The sequence below is a fragment of the Chitinophaga sp. genome (genome assembly GCF_036569125.1).
Lineage (GTDB): Bacteria > Bacteroidota > Bacteroidia > Chitinophagales > Chitinophagaceae > Chitinophaga.
This window is the reverse complement of sequence record NZ_DATCRF010000332.1, coordinates 1-20,457: the sequence shown is the minus strand read 5'-3', so window position 1 is coordinate 20,457 and position 20,457 is coordinate 1. Positions and strand designations below refer to the sequence as shown.

15 protein-coding genes are annotated in these 20,457 nt (G+C 48.4%); 9 read left to right on the top strand and 6 right to left on the bottom strand.

The genetic code is table 11. The features are described 5' to 3' along the window. The coding region (locus VIM87_RS12340; protein WP_331997288.1) for an alcohol dehydrogenase catalytic domain-containing protein at positions 1–847 on the bottom strand (847 nt) is incomplete at its 3' end. Next, positions 835–1,959: an SDR family NAD(P)-dependent oxidoreductase gene (locus VIM87_RS12335; protein WP_331997287.1), complete on the bottom strand. Its 1,125-nt coding sequence runs from the start codon at positions 1,957–1,959 to the stop codon at positions 835–837. The genes VIM87_RS12340 and VIM87_RS12335, both read right to left, overlap by 13 nt. Positions 1,960–2,196: 237 nt before the next feature. Here VIM87_RS12335 and VIM87_RS12330 point away from each other — a divergent pair, with 237 nt between their 5' ends. The 4 genes from VIM87_RS12330 (at position 2,197) to VIM87_RS12315 (ending at position 5,861) form a co-directional block, all read left to right on the top strand. Then, positions 2,197–3,237, top strand: coding sequence for a GlxA family transcriptional regulator (locus VIM87_RS12330; RefSeq protein ID WP_331997286.1), 1,041 nt, complete (start codon positions 2,197–2,199; stop codon positions 3,235–3,237). Positions 3,238–3,350: 113 nt separating this feature from the next. Further along, positions 3,351–4,328: a type I glyceraldehyde-3-phosphate dehydrogenase gene (gene gap, locus VIM87_RS12325; protein ID WP_331997285.1), complete on the top strand. Its 978-nt coding sequence runs from the start codon at positions 3,351–3,353 to the stop codon at positions 4,326–4,328. Between the two features lie 50 nt (positions 4,329–4,378). After that, entirely contained in the window at positions 4,379–5,230 is an 852-nt protein-coding gene (locus tag VIM87_RS12320) for an AraC family transcriptional regulator (RefSeq protein WP_331997284.1), read from the top strand. 82 nt (positions 5,231–5,312) lie between these two features. Continuing rightward, positions 5,313–5,861, top strand: a complete 549-nt coding sequence (locus VIM87_RS12315) for a YbhB/YbcL family Raf kinase inhibitor-like protein (protein ID WP_331997283.1) — start codon at positions 5,313–5,315, stop codon at positions 5,859–5,861. A 72-nt stretch (positions 5,862–5,933) separates the two neighbouring features. On the opposite strand, the gene ppsA is transcribed toward VIM87_RS12315, so the two are convergent. The 3 genes from ppsA to VIM87_RS12300 all read right to left on the bottom strand — a co-directional run bounded on the left by ppsA (position 5,934) and on the right by VIM87_RS12300 (position 9,746). Continuing rightward, entirely contained in the window at positions 5,934–8,549 is a 2,616-nt protein-coding gene (gene ppsA / locus VIM87_RS12310; protein ID WP_331997282.1) for a phosphoenolpyruvate synthase, read from the bottom strand. A 16-nt stretch (positions 8,550–8,565) separates the two neighbouring features. After that, the gene (locus tag VIM87_RS12305) at positions 8,566–9,021 is read right to left on the bottom strand and encodes a MarR family transcriptional regulator (protein WP_331997281.1); all 456 of its coding nucleotides are present in this window, start codon (positions 9,019–9,021) and stop codon (positions 8,566–8,568) included. A gap of 131 nt (positions 9,022–9,152) precedes the next feature. After that, on the bottom strand, positions 9,153–9,746 hold the full coding sequence (locus VIM87_RS12300) for an RNA polymerase sigma factor (protein WP_331997280.1): 594 nt from the start codon (positions 9,744–9,746) through the stop codon (positions 9,153–9,155). A gap of 135 nt (positions 9,747–9,881) precedes the next feature. Between VIM87_RS12300 and VIM87_RS12295 the strand changes: the two genes are divergently transcribed. The 5 genes from VIM87_RS12295 to VIM87_RS12275 all read left to right on the top strand — a co-directional run bounded on the left by VIM87_RS12295 (position 9,882) and on the right by VIM87_RS12275 (position 19,563). Continuing rightward, positions 9,882–11,033 (top strand): FecR family protein, encoded by a 1,152-nt coding sequence (locus VIM87_RS12295; RefSeq protein ID WP_331997279.1) that lies wholly within the window; start codon positions 9,882–9,884, stop codon positions 11,031–11,033. A gap of 96 nt (positions 11,034–11,129) precedes the next feature. Beyond that, positions 11,130–14,549, top strand: coding sequence for a TonB-dependent receptor (locus VIM87_RS12290; protein ID WP_331997278.1), 3,420 nt, complete (start codon positions 11,130–11,132; stop codon positions 14,547–14,549). Between the two features lie 11 nt (positions 14,550–14,560). After that, positions 14,561–16,501, top strand: a complete 1,941-nt coding sequence (locus tag VIM87_RS12285; RefSeq protein ID WP_331997277.1) for a RagB/SusD family nutrient uptake outer membrane protein — start codon at positions 14,561–14,563, stop codon at positions 16,499–16,501. A gap of 28 nt (positions 16,502–16,529) precedes the next feature. Beyond that, the gene (locus VIM87_RS12280) at positions 16,530–17,282 is read left to right on the top strand and encodes a DUF3823 domain-containing protein (protein WP_331997276.1); all 753 of its coding nucleotides are present in this window, start codon (positions 16,530–16,532) and stop codon (positions 17,280–17,282) included. A 106-nt stretch (positions 17,283–17,388) separates the two neighbouring features. Then, complete coding sequence (locus VIM87_RS12275) at positions 17,389–19,563, top strand: hypothetical protein (RefSeq protein ID WP_331997275.1); 2,175 nt, start codon at positions 17,389–17,391, stop codon at positions 19,561–19,563. Here the strand turns inward: VIM87_RS12275 and VIM87_RS12270 are convergent. After that, the coding region (locus VIM87_RS12270; RefSeq protein ID WP_331997274.1) for an alpha-L-rhamnosidase C-terminal domain-containing protein at positions 19,541–20,457 on the bottom strand (917 nt) is incomplete at its 5' end. The genes VIM87_RS12275 and VIM87_RS12270 overlap by 23 nt on opposite strands.

Here is a 20,457-nt window from a genome sequence, read left to right as displayed (position 1 = left end):
GTGCGGTGGCTGCCCCTGCCTGCAGTAGCATTTTTCTTCCGCTAACCGTTTGTATAGCGCTGCCTTCTGCCTCACAGCCCACTGCATCTATACAAACATCCGCTCCATAAAAGTCTGTTGCCTTTTTAAGGAACAGCACAGGATCGCCGATGGATTTGAAATTATATACTTCGCACTGGGCATACTGCCTTACAAAATCCAGCCGGTATTCCACATGATCTATCACTATCACGCGGCCCGCACCAAAAAGCCAGGAACATTTTGCGGCCATGATGCCAACGGGCCCGGCGCCGAATATCACCACAGTATCACCTTTTTTTATACCGGCCATTTCGGCGGCCTGGTAGCCTGTAGGCAATACATCCGTAAGCAGCACCGCATCGTCCGGATCCATACCTTCAGGTATTTTAAACGGGCCTATGTCCGCATAGGGAACGCGCACATATTCAGCCTGCCCGCCATCATATCCTCCTGCAGTATGCGAGTAGCCGAAGATGCCGCCAACAGCCGTGGCTTCGGGGTTTGATTCATGGCAGTTACCGTAGAGCTCCTGTTTGCAGAACGGGCAGCTGCCGCAGGCAATGTTAAAAGGCACCAGCACATGATCACCCGGTTTCAGGCTCTGTACTTCAGACCCTACATCAACTACTACGCCGGTGAACTCATGTCCGAAGGTCATACCCACCCGGGTATCCGGCACCAGACCGTGATAAAGATGAAGGTCGGACCCGCATATGCACGACCGGGTAACACGTACGATCGCATCGCGCGGATGCAGGATTTCCGGATCTGGTTTGTTCCTGTCTGCCCGGATCCGGTAAGGGCCGCGGTAATTCATTGCAAGCATATTCCGTCAGTTATCTGCAAATGATCCATCACCTGCAGTTGGTTAAACAATAAAAAAATTGTAATTAAAAACGTGCCGGGTTTACGTTCTTTTGCGCCATCGTCCACTCCCTGGCCGGCCTGCATAGGCTTAAAAAGGGTACCGGAAGTATCGGCCACCGGCGGAGCATCTTTTATCTGGTATTTATGAACAATATTGGCGGATACTTTTTCAGTAAAATGAGGCATCATACGATGCGAGTGATAAGAGAGGCGCGCCTTCCATCCAACGGGCAGCTCCCTGTTGCGATGCAGGGAAGCGAATATAATGGCGTTGACAACTTTTTCCGGCGGATCCATAGCAGCCATACGCGCTGAGCCACCACTATGGTTTGCAGCATGCCGCCAGAAAGGCGTGTCTGCAGCCCAGGGCATGATGGTAACCACCCTGATCTTTTTCTTTAATCCGTTTAAACGCAACTCCTGGTACAACGTTTCTCCAAGGCTGCGCACAGCCGCTTTGCTTGCAGCATATGATGCATGGTAGGCAAGCGGCACTTCGCTTTCTATGGAGCCGGTATTGATAAGCGTGCCGTAACCCTGTGTTCTGAAAAGCCGTATGGCTTCATAACTGCCGTAAATAACACCTTTCAGGTTAACATCTATCAGCCGTGAATGCTCTTCAGGGGGGATTTCCCAAAACGGGCCAATTGCCCCCACTCCGGCGTTATTGATCCACACATCTACATCGCCAAAAGCTTTAACTGTTGTATCTGCCAGCCGTTTGATGTCTTCCGGTACACTTACATCTGTTGTTACAACCAGCGCCCGGCCACCTGCCTTTCTGATCTCTGCTGCCACTTCTTCAAGCGCCTCTGTTCTTCTCGCAGCAAGCACCACATTTGCCCGGTAGCCCCCTAGCTTTAACGCAACGCCTCTTCCAAACCCGCTGGATGCACCTGTGATCACGAAGGTTTTGCCGGCTGTTTTTTGCCTTCCGCGCGATGAAAGATCTGCCGTAGCGCAGCCAGCTGATAAACAGAAAAAAAAGAGAAGCAGGATGCCTATAGGCAGAGACGGGTAACACAGCCGCACAGCCGTTATGGGCGTACTGCAGATTAAATGTTTTTCCATAAAATATATGTATTATCATGGAGGCCCTAATACCATGCCATGGCAGCTTGTAGCGTTCTGTGCCTGCTGGTACTGCAAAGGCGGAGGCGGAGAAAAGAATAAACGCTATGCTTAAAATTGTAGCAGAACGTGAAAAAGTACAGGGTCCCAAAAAGTATGGTGGAAGTTTTGGTAAATGGCCTAAACTGTATAATTTATGTCCTTTGAGACAGCACCCCAAAGTGCTACCTTTACCCCATGAACCATGACACCGAAGGCAATAATAACTATCCCCAAAAGAAACGGGTAGTGATTGTGGCATTGACCAGGCTCCTGTTGCTTGACTTTGCCGGCCCGGCAGATGTATTTAACTATGCTACAAGATGCCTGCAGGAAGCAGGAACAGCTGAAGGATATGAAGTATTAGTGGTAGCTCCCACCTCCGACAAGCTGGTGGCAATAGCAAGCGGGATAGATATCCGTTGCAAATTATCCGCAATGGAAGTTGGATTTCCGGTAGATACGCTCATTATTGCCGGCAATGATTTCAGTGAAGATATGGCGGCCGCGCTGGTGCCTTTTTATCAGTGGCTATCAAACGTTAGCGAAGAAAATACCCGGCGGATCGCTTCTGTTTGTGGTGGCGCATTTGCGTTGGCAAAAGCCGGCTTATTAAATGGCCGGAAAGCAACCACGCATTGGGACCTAAATGAAAAATTAAAAAAGACCTATCCCCAGGTTGACGTAAATACGGATCCTTTTTTTACGAACGATGGTAATGTTTATACCTCCGCCGGGGTATCCGCAGGAATTGACCTGGCGCTGGCGCTCGTGGAAGAGGACTTTGGAAAAGATCTTGCAGTAAAGGTTGCGCGGCAGCTGGTATTTTACCTGAGCCGGCCGGGCCTTCAATCTCAATTCGGAAACCTGCTGCCCGTTTACGAAAGCGCAAACATTGCAAATAAGCTGCAGGAATGGCTAAAAAGCCATTTACATGAACCATTGGATGTAAGCAGAATTGCCGCACATCTTAACATGAGCGTACGCAACCTCACACGCGTATTTCAGAAACAAACCGGTATGTCGCCCGCAAAGTTCGTTGAAAAAGCGAGGGTGGAAACCGCCAGAAGGCTTTTAGAAGACACAGACCTACCGCTGGAAAGGATCGGGGAACAATGCGGCCTGGGTGGCCTGGTATCCATGCGGCGAATATTCTTAAGGCATCTCATGACCACCCCCTCTGATTACAGGCGGGCCTTCCGTACTTCATTAAAACAAACGGAACATTTGCTTTCCTGAGGTCATAAATAAGATCCAAACTTTCAAACTACTTGAAATGCACTCCCGTGCGTTAACGGGTAGCCATTGCCGTAATCGCTGTACACTTAAATATTAATTGAAAAAATAAGGATATGAAAATTGCAATCAATGGACTGGGCCGCATCGGAAGAATGACCCTTCGCGCATTACAAAACCATCCCGGAGTTGAAGTAATAGCGGTAAATGACCTGACAGACGCCAAAACACTGGCGCATTTATTAAAGTATGATACGGCGCATGGCCGCTTCCCCGGTGAAGTAACCGCAGAAGATGATGCGCTGACCGTAAACGGAAAACGCATTGCGCTGCTCAGTGAGCGCGACCCGGCCAAACTGCCCTGGGCGTCTTTGGGAATCGATGCTGTTATTGAATCCACCGGCCGCTTTACCGATAAAGCAACCGCACATGCGCATATTGATGCAGGAGCAAAAAAAGTGCTTATCACGGCGCCTGCATCAGGCGGGGTTAAGACCATCGTGCATGGCGTTAATAATGAATTGATCGGTGATGATGTGATCTATAGCACGGCCTCCTGCACAACCGGCGCTATTGCACCGGTGCTGTCTGTGCTGGATAAAGAATTTGGCATTGAATCGGGCTATATGGTTACCATCCATGCCTTTACTGCAGATCAGAACCTGCAGGATGCTCCGCATAAGGACCTGCGCCGTGCCCGTGCAGCTACCTGGTCCATCATTCCAACATCAACAGGCGCGGCCAAAGCCATTGGCGACATACTCCCAAACCTCAAAGGAAAAATGGATGGATACTCATACCGCGTACCGGTGATTGACGGCTCCATCGTGGATCTGTCCATCAATCTAAAGCGGGAAGTATCTAAAGAGGAGGTTAAGAACATGCTGAAGCAATATGCTGAAACATCGCTGAAAGGCATCCTGGAATACACGGAGGAGCCCTTCGTATCCTCGGATATCCTTGGCAATACCCATTCTTCTATTGTGGATGGCAGCCTTACCAAAACCATTGGCCGCCTGGTTAAAGTGGTTGCCTGGTACGATAATGAAGTGGGCATATCGAACCGCATTGCGGAGCTGATAAGTAAATTATAAGGAGCGGATGGCGTAAATATATTTTCCTGAAAAGAGAATATATTTACGTCATGAACGGGCATGCCAACACATCAGGGGTAAAGCAGGATGAAGGTGCTGTTGCCATCCTTCGCTACCGCAACAGTGCGCCCCCTCCCAGGGCAAAAATAATGCTGCAGCAAAACCTGATCTCCTTTTTGCTGGAAGGTGAGAAAACGGTTCATTTTGCCGGTACACAGGTTACGGTAAAACCGCACCAGTTTGTAATGCTGGCTGCCGGAAATTGCCTGATGAGTGAAAAAAAAGCTGCAAACAATGCAGACTATCACAGCATACTTATTTTCTTTGACAATAACCTGCTGGCCGACTTTTTTAACCGGCATGCTTTATTGCCGGATAAACAAACCAGGCCGTCAGACAATCCTCCCTTCCTGCTGTTTGAAAAGGATGAGTTCCTGGTGAATTTCACCCGATCACTTGACTGTATGCTGAGCGGGGACAAGCCTGTATACCATGGCCTGCAAAAGGTAAAGCTGGAAGAGCTGTTCTTATATCTTGCCATGCAATACCCCGGGCAGATCCAGCAGATCAGGAACATGAGCTATGAAGCAAATGATGACCTGATAGTGCGCCAGGCAGTTACCTCGCATATAAACAGCAATATCACCGTGGAGGAGCTTGCCTTTTTATGCAACATGAGCCTTTCTACTTTTAAACGCAGGTTCGCCCGTATTTATGGCAACAGCCCTAACAGATGGCTCCTGGAAAAAAGAATGGAAAGAGCCGCTAAAATGCTGCGGCAGGATGATTGTAAAGCAAGCGAGATCTATTATGAGCTGGGTTATGAGAACCTGTCCAGCTTTATTCAATCCTTTAAGCAGATCTACGGTATAACGCCCAAACAATACCAGCTATCGAATTGAACGTTTAGCCATACTTTCTGAATGATTGCCTATCATTTGCAGCTGGTCTTCGCAGCTACCTTTGAGCAATAATTCAAACAAAATGGAAACGATCACGGCAACAGAAATTGCCGCCGGCACATTGGGCGGCAGTGCATCTGCACAAACATTTACCCTGAGAAGCAGGGAGCTTGGTGGTCAGCTGACCCAAAAGCAATATGCAAGCGGCATGGGTTTTAATGGCGAGAACCAGTCCCCACAGCTCTATTGGGAAAATGCTCCAAAGGAAACACAAAGTTTTGCGGTAACGGTCTATGACCTGGATGCCCCCACCGGCAGCGGCTTCTGGCACTGGGTGGTTTTCAATATCCCGCAGCATATCCACGAGCTGGCTCCTGGCGCCGGCGATCCGGATAAACACCTGCTTCCTCCGGAAGCCATTCAAAGCAATACGGATGTTGGTGCGCCCGGTTATGTTGGCGCAGCGCCGAATGAAGGCCCTGCCCATCGTTACCTGATCACAGTGTATGCGCTTAGCAAAAAGCTGGACCTGGACAAAAACGTTACGCCCGCTTTTGTAGGCTTTAACATGCACTTTGCAACATTAGCCCAGGCTTCGCTGGTTGTTTACGGCCAAAAGCAGCAGCATTAAAACGATTTGCCCCGGCACTAAAAAAATGCCGGGGCAATTATTGCTTGCCATTGCATTGGCGGAAGGGAACACTTAAAGGATCTCTATATACCCATCGGTGCCGTTTACGCGTATCCGTTGGCCGTCTTTTATGATCTTCGTGGCGTTCTCCACGCCAACAACGGCCGGCAATCCGTACTCACGCGCAACAACGGCTCCGTGGGTCATTAGCCCGCCCACTTCAGTGATCAGGCCTTTTATGGATACAAACAAGGGTGTCCAGCTGGGATCTGTAAACGTGGTAACTAAAATATCTCCCTCTTCTATATTGGCATCTTCCATTTTTAAAATAACACGTGCGCGCCCTTCTATAGTTCCGGAAGAAACAGCCAGGCCCACAATGGCTTCGGCGGGGATATTTTCCCGTTTGTACTGACCTGTAATTATTTCGCCATCAGAGGTGATAACACGTGGCGGCGTCATTTTTTCATATAACCGGTACTCATCTTTCCGTTTGTTAATGACCTGGTAATCCAGCTTATTGGTGCGGATGACCTCCTGCAATTCTTCAAAAGCGAGATAGTAAATATCTTCTTTTTCATGAAGCAGGTTGGCTTGCACCAGCCGCTCCGCCTCCTTTAGTAAAGCCTGCTTGTAAATGAAGTAGCGGCTCACAATGTCGTATTTCGGATATTCACGGTAACCAATGAAATTCCGGATCAGATCGATCATTTGTTTGGTTTCTCCGGCCTTTTGCTCACCATCCGGTAATTGTTTCAACCGTGCTAACAGGTCCTGCTCTTTTTTCAGCGCTTCCTGCTTCCCCTGCTCAAATTTTTGTTTGCTGGCGCCAGGTTCAAGGTTCTTGATATTACTGAGGATCATCGGTATCAGTATAGCCGGTTTTTCGCTCCAGCGTGTTCTTGTAATATCGATCTCCCCGGCACAGCGCATTCCGTATTTGTCGAGAAAAGCTGTAATAGCATCGCGCACCTGCTGCCCGCCTTTGAATCTCACCAGCTCATCCGGGAAGTTATCATCCTTTACCTGTTGCAGGTACTCAATTATTTCCGGGTAGGGACGGATCACATCTGCAACATCCAGCAACGCCATACCCATTTCAGATGTAACGTTGTTAGGTACAGAGAGGGAAAGTGTGTCTGCCACGTTCTTTTCACCTAACCACTCATTCATTTTTTCATTGATCCATGCCGAAGCATGAATGCCGGCCATGATCACGTTCAGACTTTTCTGATCTGATGCAAACTGCCTCCGTTGCTGCGTATCTTCCAGGATGCAATCAAATACATCCAGTCCCGATTTCCCGCGGATCTTATGTTTTAAAGCGGATAATGCTTCCTGGCTGCTTTTAATCAAATGAGCTGCAATTGCCGGATCGTCTCCCGCTTCTGCCAGGATATCTGCAGACGACATCCCCTCATGGCTTTTAATATGGTGCGGCTGGCTTTTGTCATTCGGATCCAGTTTTATAAAATCCCGCTCTATGATGGTAGTAAGCGCGCCTTTTATGAGCGGATCGGAGTGTCCTAAAACCCCCAGTAAATTTTGCCGGCCGGCCGCTGAGGACAGCCCCATCGTAATATCCACAAACAGCCTTCCGGCAGCGGTTTTAAACATGGGCCGGTTACCTGTTAACATCCAGACAGAAAGCCCCAGTGGTTTAAGAGGATCCGTCATCATTTGCTGATGGCCCACAGATACATACACGTGGTTCAGCTGATCATTTGCTTCAGGAATGGGAAATAAAGTGGTGACCGGCCGGCTCTGAACAATATAAAAGGCACCATCTGCCAAACACCATTCAATATCCTGCGGGGCCCCGAAATGTTCTTCGATCTTTCTGCCAATACGTGCAAGCTCCAGGATCTGCTCATCTGTCAGCGCCTGCTTTTGCTGCATTTCAGAAGGCAACTCCTGTTGTTCGGTACCACCCTCTTTCAAAGCATAAATAGCCAGCTTCTTAGTGGCCACCTGCTTGTGGATCACCTCAGCGCCGCGCACTTTATAAATATCAGCATTCACCAGGCCGGATACCAGGGCCTCTCCCAGCCCGAAGCTGGCATCAACAGATAATACTTTCCGGTTACCGGTAACAGGATCCGCAGTAAACAAAATACCTGCTACCTGCGGGAACACCATTTTCTGAACAACTACAGACAGGTGTACTTTTTTATGGTCAAAGCCATTTTGCAAACGGTAGGTCACTGCCCTGTCTGTGAACAGGGATGCCCAGCATTTACTGACATGTTCCAGGATGGATTTTTTGCCGGTTATATTCAGATAAGTGTCCTGCTGGCCTGCAAAAGAAGCGCCCGGAAGATCCTCTGCTGTGGCGCTGGAACGTACGGCATAAGCATTTCCTTCACCCAGCTGTTCAAGCTGCCGGGTGATCTCCCTGCTGATGCCTTCCGGAATAGCTATTTCTTCGATCAGCTTCCGGATCTTTGCACTGATCTCACTAATCTCTTTTCTGTTATCTGCTTTCAGCACGCTCAGCTGATCCAGCAGCGAATTAAACGCTGTGTTATTTTCAATAATCTCTTTATAAGCCTCCGTAGTAACGCAAAAGCCGCCGGGTACCTGTATACCCTCAATCCCGGATAGTTCACCCAGGTTGGCGCCTTTGCCGCCGGCCAGTGCCAGCTTTGCTTTGCCGGTTTCCTGAAAACCAAGTATGTAAGCGCTCATAATTTTGTTTTAGTGATTATTTACTATTGAGATCATTTATTGTTTCATTCATTATTTCAGTTGCTTTTAAAAAGTAGGTTTCAAGAGCTTTGGCCTCCTTGTTTGAAAAAGATCCGAGAAGCTCTTCTGACTTACTCCGGAAGTCCTTGTAAAGCGGTGCAAACAGCGCCATTATATTTTTAGTGATGGGCTCAATAATAACCTTCCGGCGGTCGTCTTCAGCAAATCGTCGTTTCACCAGCTTTTTCTTTTCAAACCGGTCTATTAAACCGGTTACCGCGCCGGTTGTAAGCCCCGTTAAAGTTGCAAGCTCACCAGCTGTCATTTGCCCCTGTACCATTAAAAACCCCAGGTACTTATGGTCAGTGCCCGGAAGCCCCGCTTTCCGGGCAACGGCTTCGTGCATCTGGATGGAGGTATATGCGTATTGCTGGCTCAATTTTCTGATGAGTGTGATTAGTTCGGCATCCATTTAATATCTTATTAAATAAGTATCTTAGTGACAAAGATAATATTTATTGGGAGAATACCTAATAATTTTTGAAAGAAATAATGGAAAGAGAATGGAGGATTGGTAAGGGTTGAAGATGTCCGGGCTTACTATTACCTCATCCACATAAACAGCAGCCACATAAAAATGCCGATTGAAATATTCTTCAGCATTACCCTTAAATGATGCAGCGCATGGGTTAATTGATTTTCTACTGTCCGTTTGGAGATGCCCAGCTTTCCCGCGATCTGGTCATTGGTGAGGTGCTGCTGCCTGCTTAAAATAAAAACTTCCCGGCAGCGCTTAGGCAGCTCCATTAAATGTTCATCAATATTATTCTTAAGCTCCAGGTAGCCCAGGTTTTCATCGCCCTGGTTGTGGCAAACAAGATCAGCTGATTCTTCCAGCGCATCACTATAGGTAACCGGGATGGCTTTTGCCTGCTTTATATATTTGTACACATGGTAACGTCCTGCGGCGCGCAGGTAAGCGGAAAATGAAAGGATCTGCAGCTGTTCCCGTTTCAGCCAGATGTTCAGAAAAATGTCGTGGGTGATCTCCTTACTGATGGTCTCATCTTTCACGTAGCTGTATACCGTGGTGTAAACGCTGGCCCAATACCTGTCAAATAATATTGAAAAGGCGCTATGCCCGCCCTGCAGAATGGCATTCCATAACTCGTGGTCTGATAATGTACGTGGAGACATAAGCGATACTAAATAAAGGTAAAAACTTTGGATTAGATTATAAAATATTCCAGGACAGGAATTTTTTTCTTAAACTTATGTGTGTGCCGCCTGAAAAAAGGCTCTTATTAATCAGAGGATCCATAAACTACCTGGATGACAACGGAGGAATACCTTTTATTATATGAAAAGTTCTTAGCCGGGAATTGCACGGAGCAGGAAAAGGAATTGCTGGCCGGTTATCTGGACGGCTTTGAGCTGGAGGAGCATCCCTGGAAAGAGGAAATGGGCGATAAGGAACAGGTGAGAACAGAGATCTCTAAAAGGCTGCAGGAGGAAATAAAGCCGGCAAAAAAGGTTTTATGGATGCCTGCTGCAAAAAGGCTCAGCGCTGTTGCCGCTATTCTGTTAATAGTGCTCACAGCGGGGCTATACAGGTTTTTCTTTCATCCATCTTCACGGATATCTATTGAAAAAAAAATAGCGCAGCATCCCGTTAACGGCATAAAACCGGGAAACAACCAGGCTGTGCTTACATTGGCAGACGGCTCAGAGATTGTATTGGACAGTACAAGGAACGGCCTCCTTACCAGTAAGAACGGGGTAGAGATCAAGCAAACGCAAAAGGGGCAGGTGCTGTATACCTGCCTCCAGCCTGCATCGCGGGGTGTTTCCTGGAACACTATTTCCACGCCGGCTGGCGGGCAATACCAGATCGTATTGGGAGATGGCACCCGGGCCTGGCTCAATGCCGCATCATCCCTGCGTTTTCCCATCACCTTTGAAGGCGCCGAAAGAGCGGTGGAAGTAACAGGGGAAGTATATTTTGAAGTGGCACAAGACAAGTCCAAGCCATTCAAAGTATCTTTTAACGGCAATACCATAGCGGTACTGGGCACTCACTTTAATGTGATGGCATATGATGATGAGGCGAAGAACAAAGTTACGCTGCTGGAAGGGTCAATAAAGATCAGTAACCATACAGGACAACAGTTACTTAAGCCCGGCATGCAGGCGCTCGTGGGGGATTCAAACAGCAGCATCACTATCCGTAAGGCCAACCTGGAGGAAGCAGTAGCCTGGAAGAACGGTTATTTTATTTTTGACAATGAAAACATACAAAGCATTATGCGCAAAGTGGCGCGCTGGTACAATGTAACTGTCACCTACCAGGGGAATATGACAGGCAAGGAATTCACAGGAACTGTTTCACGTTTTGAAAATGTATCGGAAGTATTAGGCATGCTGGAAGCAACCGAAATTATCCACTTTAACTTACAGGGAAGGAACATAAAAGTAACTCCCTGAATTTATTCTAACAAACCAAAGGCTAAACATATCTATTGAACAACATGCTGCTATTGGCGGCATATTCAACAATTCACATTCCAAACAGAACAATGTATGCAATTCTACCTACCCTTCAGGGAAGAATGGAGATTCCGCGTTCCATTAAAACTCCCGCTTAAGCTACGGCTTACATTTATCTTTTTCATGGCCGCCTTTATGCAGGTATGTGCATCCGGATTTGCACAAAGCATTACACTAACAGAAAATAATGCATCGCTGGAAAATGTGCTGGAAGCGCTTAAAAAGCAAAGCGGGTACAATTTCCTGTATAATACGCCCATGCTTGCCGGCGCAAAGCCTGTAACCCTCTCAGTTACCAATGCGCCGATAGATGATGTTTTGAAGCTATGTTTTAAAGATCAGCCGCTGGATTACACTATCCGGAAAAGGACCATCATTGTAAAGCCCAAACCCGCCGCACCGGCGCCTGCCGCCCAGGCCATCACGGTAAAAGGAAGGGTTACCAATGAAAATAATGAGCCCCTGCCCGGTGTAAGCATCGGCATCAAGGGAACGGCAAAAGGCACTACCACAGATGCTAACGGCGGCTATATCCTGAGTGTTCCTGAAGGCAATGAAACGCTGGTGTTCACCTTTATCGGGTACGCCACCCGCGAGGTGCCGGTGAATAACCGCACCACACTGGATGTGCAGCTCACCGCAGAGAACAAGGCCTTAAGCGAAGTAGTGGTAGTAGGTTACGGCCAGCAAACAAAGGCTACCGTTACCGGCGCTATCACTTCCATAAAGAGCGCCGATATCATCGTTACCAAAAATGAGAACGTAATGAATATGCTTACCGGTAAGCTTGCCGGCGTGCGTATTGTACAAAGATCATCTGAGCCGGGAACCTTCAATAATACATTTGATATCCGCGGCCTGGGCGATGCATTGGTGATCATTGACGGTATTCCACGCGATAATATGTCAAGGTTAAACCCTGAAGATATTGAAAGCGTATCCGTACTAAAAGATGCAGCAGCATCCGTATATGGTGTGCGTGCAGCCAACGGCGTAGTGCTCATCACCACCAAACGCGGTAAAGTGGGCGCCACCCGGATCAGCTACAGCGCTAACTTCGGGCTGCAAACGCCTATCGGTTCCCCTAAAAGCACCAGCGCAGCCGACTGGATGACGCTCGCAAATGAAAAATCCATGCACAATCAAAGCGGGGGAACTTTACGCTATTCACAGGATGAGATAGAAGCCTACAGGAACGGAACCAAAACAGGTACTGACTGGTACGATGCGGTGCTGAGAAAAAGCGCTCCGCAAATGCAGCATACCATCAGCACCAGCGGCGGATCTGACCGGGTGCAGTATTATGCATCCATGGGCTACCTGTCCCAGGAATCCTTTCTGCGCAGCAACAGCAATAGCTATAAACGGTATAATTTACGGTCAAACGTTACGGGCCAGATCTCAAACAGGCTGAAGGTAGATGTACAGCTGAACGGCATTTTTGACGAATCAGACAAGAACTATGAAAGCACAGACTGGATCATACGTTCTATGGAAAGGTCGGCCGCTATCCAGCCGATCTATGCCAATGGCAATCCCGATTATCTGCAGAACGGTTTTGTCGATGGATCCAATCCCGTTGCCATGGCCGATGCCGATGTAAGCGGCTACCGGAAATATACCAATAAATGGTTCCAGTCAGCCGTTAGCCTGGAATATGAAGCGCCCTTTCTTCCCGGCTTAAGGGCAAGAGGCATGTTCGGTTATGATTACCAGAACCTGGATAATAAAGCCTATAAAAGCACCTATAACCTCTATGATTATGATGATGCAGCCAGCAACTATAAGCCGGTAACAAACCAGAGCCCCAGCACCATCCGCCGGGAATACTACACCAAACAATCTATCCTGAGCCAGCTCTCCCTGAACTATAACCGCACCTTCAATAACATGCATAACGTAAGCGTGCTGCTGTTATATGAAGGCCAGTCACGCAAGGGGGATAACCTCTATGCACAAAGGGAATTAGCGCTGCCGCTGGACCAGCTCTCCGCAGGGAACAGCAACAACCAGCTGGGAAGCATGTCAACCAACGCCGCTGATCTGTACGACTATGCAAATGTGGGATACGTAGGCAGGCTCAATTACAATTTTAAGGGGAAGTACCTGGCAGAGTTCAGCTTCCGTTATGACGGCTCATCCAAATTTGATCCCTCCCACCGCTGGGGCTTTTTCCCTTCCGGTTTCCTGGGATGGCGTTTTACAGATGAAAATTTCTGGAAAGCGTTAAACATCAAATTTATTGACAATGCAAAACTCAGAGCTTCCTATGGGGTGCTGGGTGATGACAATGCATCTACCTACCAGTATTTAAATGGCTACACCTACCCTGCCAATGGCAACAACAATGAATTGCCCGGAGGTACTCATTTTGACGGAACTTTTGTGAATGCCTCCGCCAGCACAGGAATAGCCAACAAGAATATTACGTGGTACACTGCTAAAACGTTTAATGTTGGCCTTGATCTGAACACCAAGAACGGCGTGCTGGGATTGGTGATCGACTACTTTCAGCGTAAGCGTAATGGCTTACTGGCCACACGCAGTGTAAGCCTGCCCTCTGTAGTGGGAGCTGCTTTGCCCCAGGAAAACCTGAACGGGGATCTTACCAGGGGTATTGACCTGGAGATCAACCACCACTACCACATTGGCGAAGTAGAATATTCTTTGAGAGGAACATTCGGGTACACCCGCACCAGGTTCACCCACCAGGAAGTAGGCATTTATGGCAGCGGTTATGATGAATGGCGCAATAACGGCAATAACCGTTATTCAGATATCGTATGGGGCTTTAAAGGTATCGGGCAGTTCCAGTCATACGAAGAAATTGCCAACAGCCCGGTTAAGTATGATCAGAACACCCTGCCCGGGGATTATAAATATGAGGATACTAATGGCGATGGCATCATTTCTGACCTGGACCTGCAGCCCATCAGCTACAGCGGCCGCCCGCAGATGACCTTTGGCTTAACCATGAATGCTTCCTGGAAGGGCTTTGATGTAAGCCTGCTGTTCCAGGGCGCTGCAAAGGTTTGGGTGAATTATGTGGAGATACTCGCTGAACCCATCTGGGGATCTAACTATTCCAATGCGCTTGAAATGTTTATGGACAGATGGCACCCTGTTGATCCAACTGCCAATCCCTATGACCCCAATACACAATGGGTGAAAGGGAAATACGCCTACACCGGCACCGTGCCCAGGGGCAACTCAACATTCGCGTATAACAACGCCAGCTACCTGCGCCTGAAAACAGTAGAGCTGGGATATACCATCCCGGAACACGTGATGAAAAGAATAGGCATCAAAGGCGCGCGGGTGTATGTGAATGCATACAATGTGCAAACATGGTCCGGGATGAAGTTCATTGACCCGGAGCATCCGAACGACAGCTACGGGAATGTATACCCCCTGAACAGAACCTATAACGTGGGCTTTAACATCGACCTTTAATAACACTGATCATGAGAACATTCAAATATATCATCTTATTCGTAGCGGGTCTTTGGGCCATTTCATGTACCAAGCTGGATATCTCGCCAACCAACATCATACAGGACAATACCATTTTTGGCTCTGAAGACGGCCTTAAATCCTATATGGCCAGGATCTACAGCGAGCTGCCGGTAGAAGATTTCCGGTACGGGCCGGAAAGGCTCTTTCACCGTTTTTATGTACTGAGGGTGCCTGCTTCCATGACAGGTGAAGCATTGTGCCGTGAAGTAAATGGCTCCATTACGGAAGCCACCTCCTCCGATAACGGGGATACCTGGGGCGATCTTTATGCATTGATAAGGGAGTGTAACTACTTTCTGCAGAACATTGGCAATTATGAAAGCAAGTTTTCAGCAGAGAGCGTGAATATGTACAAAGGGGAATGTTATTTCGTACGTGCATTTACGTACTATGCGCTGGCCAAACGTTATGGAGGCGTGCCGCTGGTAACCCGCGTGCTCAATTATCCGGAGGAGTCCATCAAGGATATTGATATTGCCCGCTCCTCTGAAGAAGCTACCTGGAACCAGGTAGGCAATGATTTTGACAGCGCCATTGCGCTTTTGCCCGTAAAGAACCAGAGAGGCCGTGCTAATAAATATGCGGCTTATGCATTCAAGGCTCGTGCCATGCTGCATGCAGGCTCAATAGCCAAATACAATACCAGTAACTTAACCAGCGGCGGTATACGTTTATGCGGCATGAACGCCAGCCTGGCCAAAGATTTCTTTACCAAAGCGTATGAAGCATCGCTGGCAGTAGACGGTGGCGGGTATTCCCTTTACATGAATGAGTGGGCGGCCAATGACCGGGAGGCGCAGTACAAGAATTACCTGAACCTGTTCTCCAAACCAACCAGCTCAGAAGCCATTTTCGTGAAGGAATACGGTTACCCGGAATCAGTGCACGGGTACGACGCTTATAATGTGCCCGCGCAATATAAAGGCGCTAACGGCTACTCTGCAGAAACCAATCCTACGCTGAACTTTGTTGAAATGTTTGACGGGATGGATAAGGACGATAAGGGCCATTTAAATGTATACAACCCTGACGGAACATATAAGCTGTACGACAATACCATGGATTTCTTTGCCACAGCAGAACCCAGGTTAAGAGCTACTGTGATACTCCCGGGCGACTTGTTTAAAGGGGTACCCTGCCAGATCTGGAGAGGCATTTATAAAGGCCCCTCCACCACCTCTATCAGCAGGCTTATTCCTGAAGGCAGCACGGTAAAATATGAGAACTCCGGCAGCGCCAATTTGCTGGTCACTTCTTCAAGCGGCAGCCAGACAGCCTATACCCTGCATAACGGAGTAAAAATGAACCCGGCAGGCGCAAGCGGTATTTTTTATGGCGACAGAACCTGCGCTATGTCCGGCTTTACCATCAGAAAATGGCTGAATGAAAGCTTAACCCAGGACCAGGTGCTGGAGAACAGATCCGACCAGCCCTGGATTGAAATGCGGTATGCAGAAGTATTGTTAACACGCGCAGAAGCAGCCGCGGAGCTGGCATCCCTGGGAACTGCCACCTTCCTGGGCGCTGCATATGAAGCCATAGATAAAATAAGAACAAGGGCCGGTGCAACCCTGCTTACCGGGGAGGAAAAATCTTCCGTAAACACTTTCATCAGCGCCGTGCGTAAGGAACGCCGTAAAGAGCTGGCCTTTGAAAATAAGACCTGGTGGGACCTTAAACGCTGGCGGGTTATAGCCAGTGAGCAATCGAACACCCGCTGGCGCACCTTAATGCCCTTTTATGCAGATTTTGCAGGGAAGTACTTTTTTGATGCGCGGTACGACGAAACCGGGAATACCTACACATTTGATACCAGGTGGTATTACCAGGAAATACCGGGTAATGCTATTTCAACAAGCACCAAGATGATCCAGAATGCAGGGTATTGATCTTTTTCATTCATTCAATTCAGGAAAAATGAAGTCTTATTATATTATCATCAGCATATTGGGCCTGTTATCTTTTACGGCCTGTACAAAATATGACAACTACGAAAAACCCAGCATGACGCTGAAAGGGGCCATCACAGACTCTGTTACAGGGCAGGGCCTGCAAACACAGCTGGGCGATAACGGGGTACGTTTCAGAATGCGGGACCTTAGCTACAAGGCCTCTCCTACCCCCTGGTATTTTACCTGCAAACAGAACGGCGAGTTTGAATGCGCCATGGTGCCGGCCGGCACTTATAATGTAACGCCGCTGGGGCCTTTTATTCCGCTTGTTTTAACGGACAGCAACGGCGATACTACCCGTAACGGAAGCATCACGGTTGATATTAACGGCAGTGTAACTAAGAACTTTACAGTAGTACCCTTCCTGGTAATAACATGGATCGGCAAGCCTGTTGTTAATAATGATAAAACCATCACCGTGCAGTTCAAAGTGGAAAGAGGCACTACCGACGCCGCTTTTCAGCAGGAATGCACCAATATTTACCTGTATGTGAATTCATCCAGCTATAATGTAGGGGATAATAATTATGATTCCCGGTATACGGTTGCAGTTAATAATCCCAATGATGTATTGGGCCAAACGCTTACCGTAACTACTCCGGCACTGCCGTACGCTAATACAAACTATTATCTGCGTGCAGGCGCCCGTATTAATTATAGCGTTGAAGGCACCAACCGGTATAATTATAATGAAGCTATCCAGGTGAAGGTGCCTTAACCGGATATTGCAAACCACCGTCATTGCGGGGCGCAGCCTACCCCCGCGCAAACCTGCGCTATGCTTCGCAATGACGGATCATGTTACACTAAATAAAAATTAACGAATGAAAAAAGTCCTGATCTTTTTCCATTGCTTTTGTATTGCCTTTCCTGTAAGCGCACAGCAAACTGTGACAAAGGAAAAAACCGCGTTCCAGACCAGCAGCGCCTGGATGCCTGAAATAGATGTGCGCTCAGATATTGCCATCATCTACGGCGCCAATGACCGGGGCCGTCACACTTTTGAGGAACGTGTACGTTCCTGGCGCGAACGTGGTTACAATACACATTTTATGACCGGTATTGCCTGGGGCCAGTACGGGGATTATTTCTTCGGCAAATGGGATGGGCAGCAGCACCTTGGTGTGGGCCAGGTGCAGCAGAACGGGGATACCATCTGGCATGGCCATAATATGCCGTACATAGTGCCCGAAAAGTCTTTTGTTGAATACATGAAGAAAGGCGTGATCAAAAAAGTGATCGACGCCGGCATCAGCTCCATTTATCTGGAAGAGCCGGAATTCTGGGCCAGGGCAGGTTACAGCGCTGTGTTCAAAAAAGAGTGGCAGAATTATTACGGCTTCCCCTGGAGGCCGCAGCATGAATCGGCCGAGAACACCTACCTCTCCAACAAGCTGAAATACCACATGTATTTCAATGCTATCAAGGAAGTATCTGATTATGCAAAAGCATATGGTAAAAGCAAAGGCATGAACGTAAAGGTGTACATTCCCACGCACTCGCTGGTGAACTACTCTTCCTGGAAAATAGTGAGCCCGGAAGCCAGCCTGGCCTCCCTGCCCGGCATTGACGGGTATATAGCACAGGTATGGACCGGCACTTCGCGGGAACCGGTTTATTACAACGGTGTGCAAAAGGAAAGGGTGTTTGAGAATGCTTTCCTGGAATACGGCTCCATGGTATCCATGACAGCGCCTACCGGCAGAAAGCTGTTCTTCCTTACTGATCCTATAGAAGACTGGCCGCGTGACTGGAGCGATTATAAACGGAACTATGAAGCCACTTTCACTGCAGAGCTGTTATACCCCATGGTGGCGGATTATGAAGTAATGCCCTGGCCGGAGCGCATCTATACCCGGCCGTATAAGGTAGCCAACAGCGACAGCAGTGTGCTGATCCCCCGGTATTACTCCACCCAAATGCAGATCATGATAAATGCATTGAACGATATGCCTTTATCAGATAACCGCGTTTCAGGCGTGAACGGCATCGGGGTGCTGATGGGCAACTCGCTGATGTTTCAACGCTTCCCTACCCACAACGGGTTTGAGGATCCGCAGTTCTCTAACTTCTACGGGCAAACGTTACCCCTGTTAAAGCTGGGCATACCGGTGCAAACCGTGCATATGGAGAACCTTGGCTATGCCGCATCATTGAAAGGCATTAAAGTGCTGGTCATGAGCTATTCAAATATGAAACCCATGTCGGCGGATGTGCATCAGCAGCTGGCAGCCTGGGTGAAAAAGGGCGGAGTACTGGTGTATTGCGGCCGTGACGATGATCCTTACCAGTCAGTAATGGAATGGTGGAATACCAAAGGCAATCAATACAAAGCGCCTTCGGAACATTTGTTCAAGCTGCTGGGTATAAAAGCGGATACAGACGGCTCTTTCAAAGCAGGAAAGGGAACGGTGTACGTAATGCGGCAGCATCCCAAAGAATTTGTGATGGAGGCTGGCGCCGGCAGCAAATATGTGAACCTGGTAAAAGAAGCCTATGAGAAAGGCGCTGCAGCAGGCAAGCTTGAAATGAAGAATAACCTGTACGTGGAAAGAGGGCCCTATGACGTTATTGCCGTGATGGATGAAAACACGGACACAACGCCTTACACCGTAAAAGGCCCGGTGATAGACCTGTTCAACCCTGCGCTGCCCGTATTGAAAGAGAAAGTAGTAACACCCGGCACACAAGCCTTATTGTATAACCTGAACAGGGTAGCGAACCGGAAACAGCCCAAAGTGCTGGCAGCAGCCGCACGCATCTATAACGAACATGCAACTGCCAACAGCTACAGCTTTGTGGCCAAAAGCCCTGTAAAAACGCTGAATGCTATGCGGGTGCTGTTACCTGCAGCCCCACACGCCGGCGGCACGGTTATAAAAAACAGTGCAGGCGAAACGTTGAAAGACGTAAAAACCGGATGGGACGCAGCTTCCGGCACCTATTTCATGGAATTTGAGAACAGCCCGGAAGGCATTAGCGTGCAGATAAAGTGGTAGGGAGAACATACTCGTTCTCCCCTGCTTTAAGCGCATACTTTTTCGTTTTCCATATAAGCGTACCCGTAGTTTTTGCGGGCAAAACGATCTTTACTTTCCACTTGCCTGCGTCCAATGTATACGCCACGGCAACTTTTCCGTTTGGATGCGGGATCTCGCCGCTTACATTAGTAAGGTCGCCCAGGTGGGGTTCTATTTTTACTTTACGGAAGCCAGGCGCATCGCTGTCGATACCCAGCACCATTCTGAAAAATTCAATATTGGGGCTGGCTCCCCAGGCATGGCAATCGGAACGGCTGTTTGGCAGATCGGATATTTCAGCCCAGGTTGTTAACCCCATTTTTATATTATCCCTCCATACATCCAGCCATTTGAGGTAATCATTTCCCAGGCCGCCTTTTGTCAGCGCCTGGTGCAGATAATATTTAAAATAAATGGTGCACTGGGTCAGGGAATGATCGTTTAAAAGGTGCCTGCATACTTCAGGCAGGTCCTTTTGATCCACTAAGCCAGCCAATATAGCCAGCGAATTAGCATGCTGCGAATACACATCTTTTTCATTCGTATCCGCATACAATTTCCTGGATGCATTCCAGTATTTGGCCTGAATGGTTTGCTTTAATTGCGCTGCTTTTTGACGGTACAGCGCAGCATATGCCGGCATACCCATGCCTGATTCCAGCTCAGCAGCCCATTGATAGGCCATCAGCAATTGCAGGTCCAGGATGGCCGATGCGCCATCGCTGCCTTTTGGGGGCATGGCAAAATCCCATCCTTTCCCTCCTACCCAATCTATAAAATTCCAATAGGGCGTGCCTCTTAATGAACCATCTGCCCCCTGGTATTTGCTGAAAAAATCCAGCACGGCGCGTTCGCCGGTCAGCTTGTCTTTTA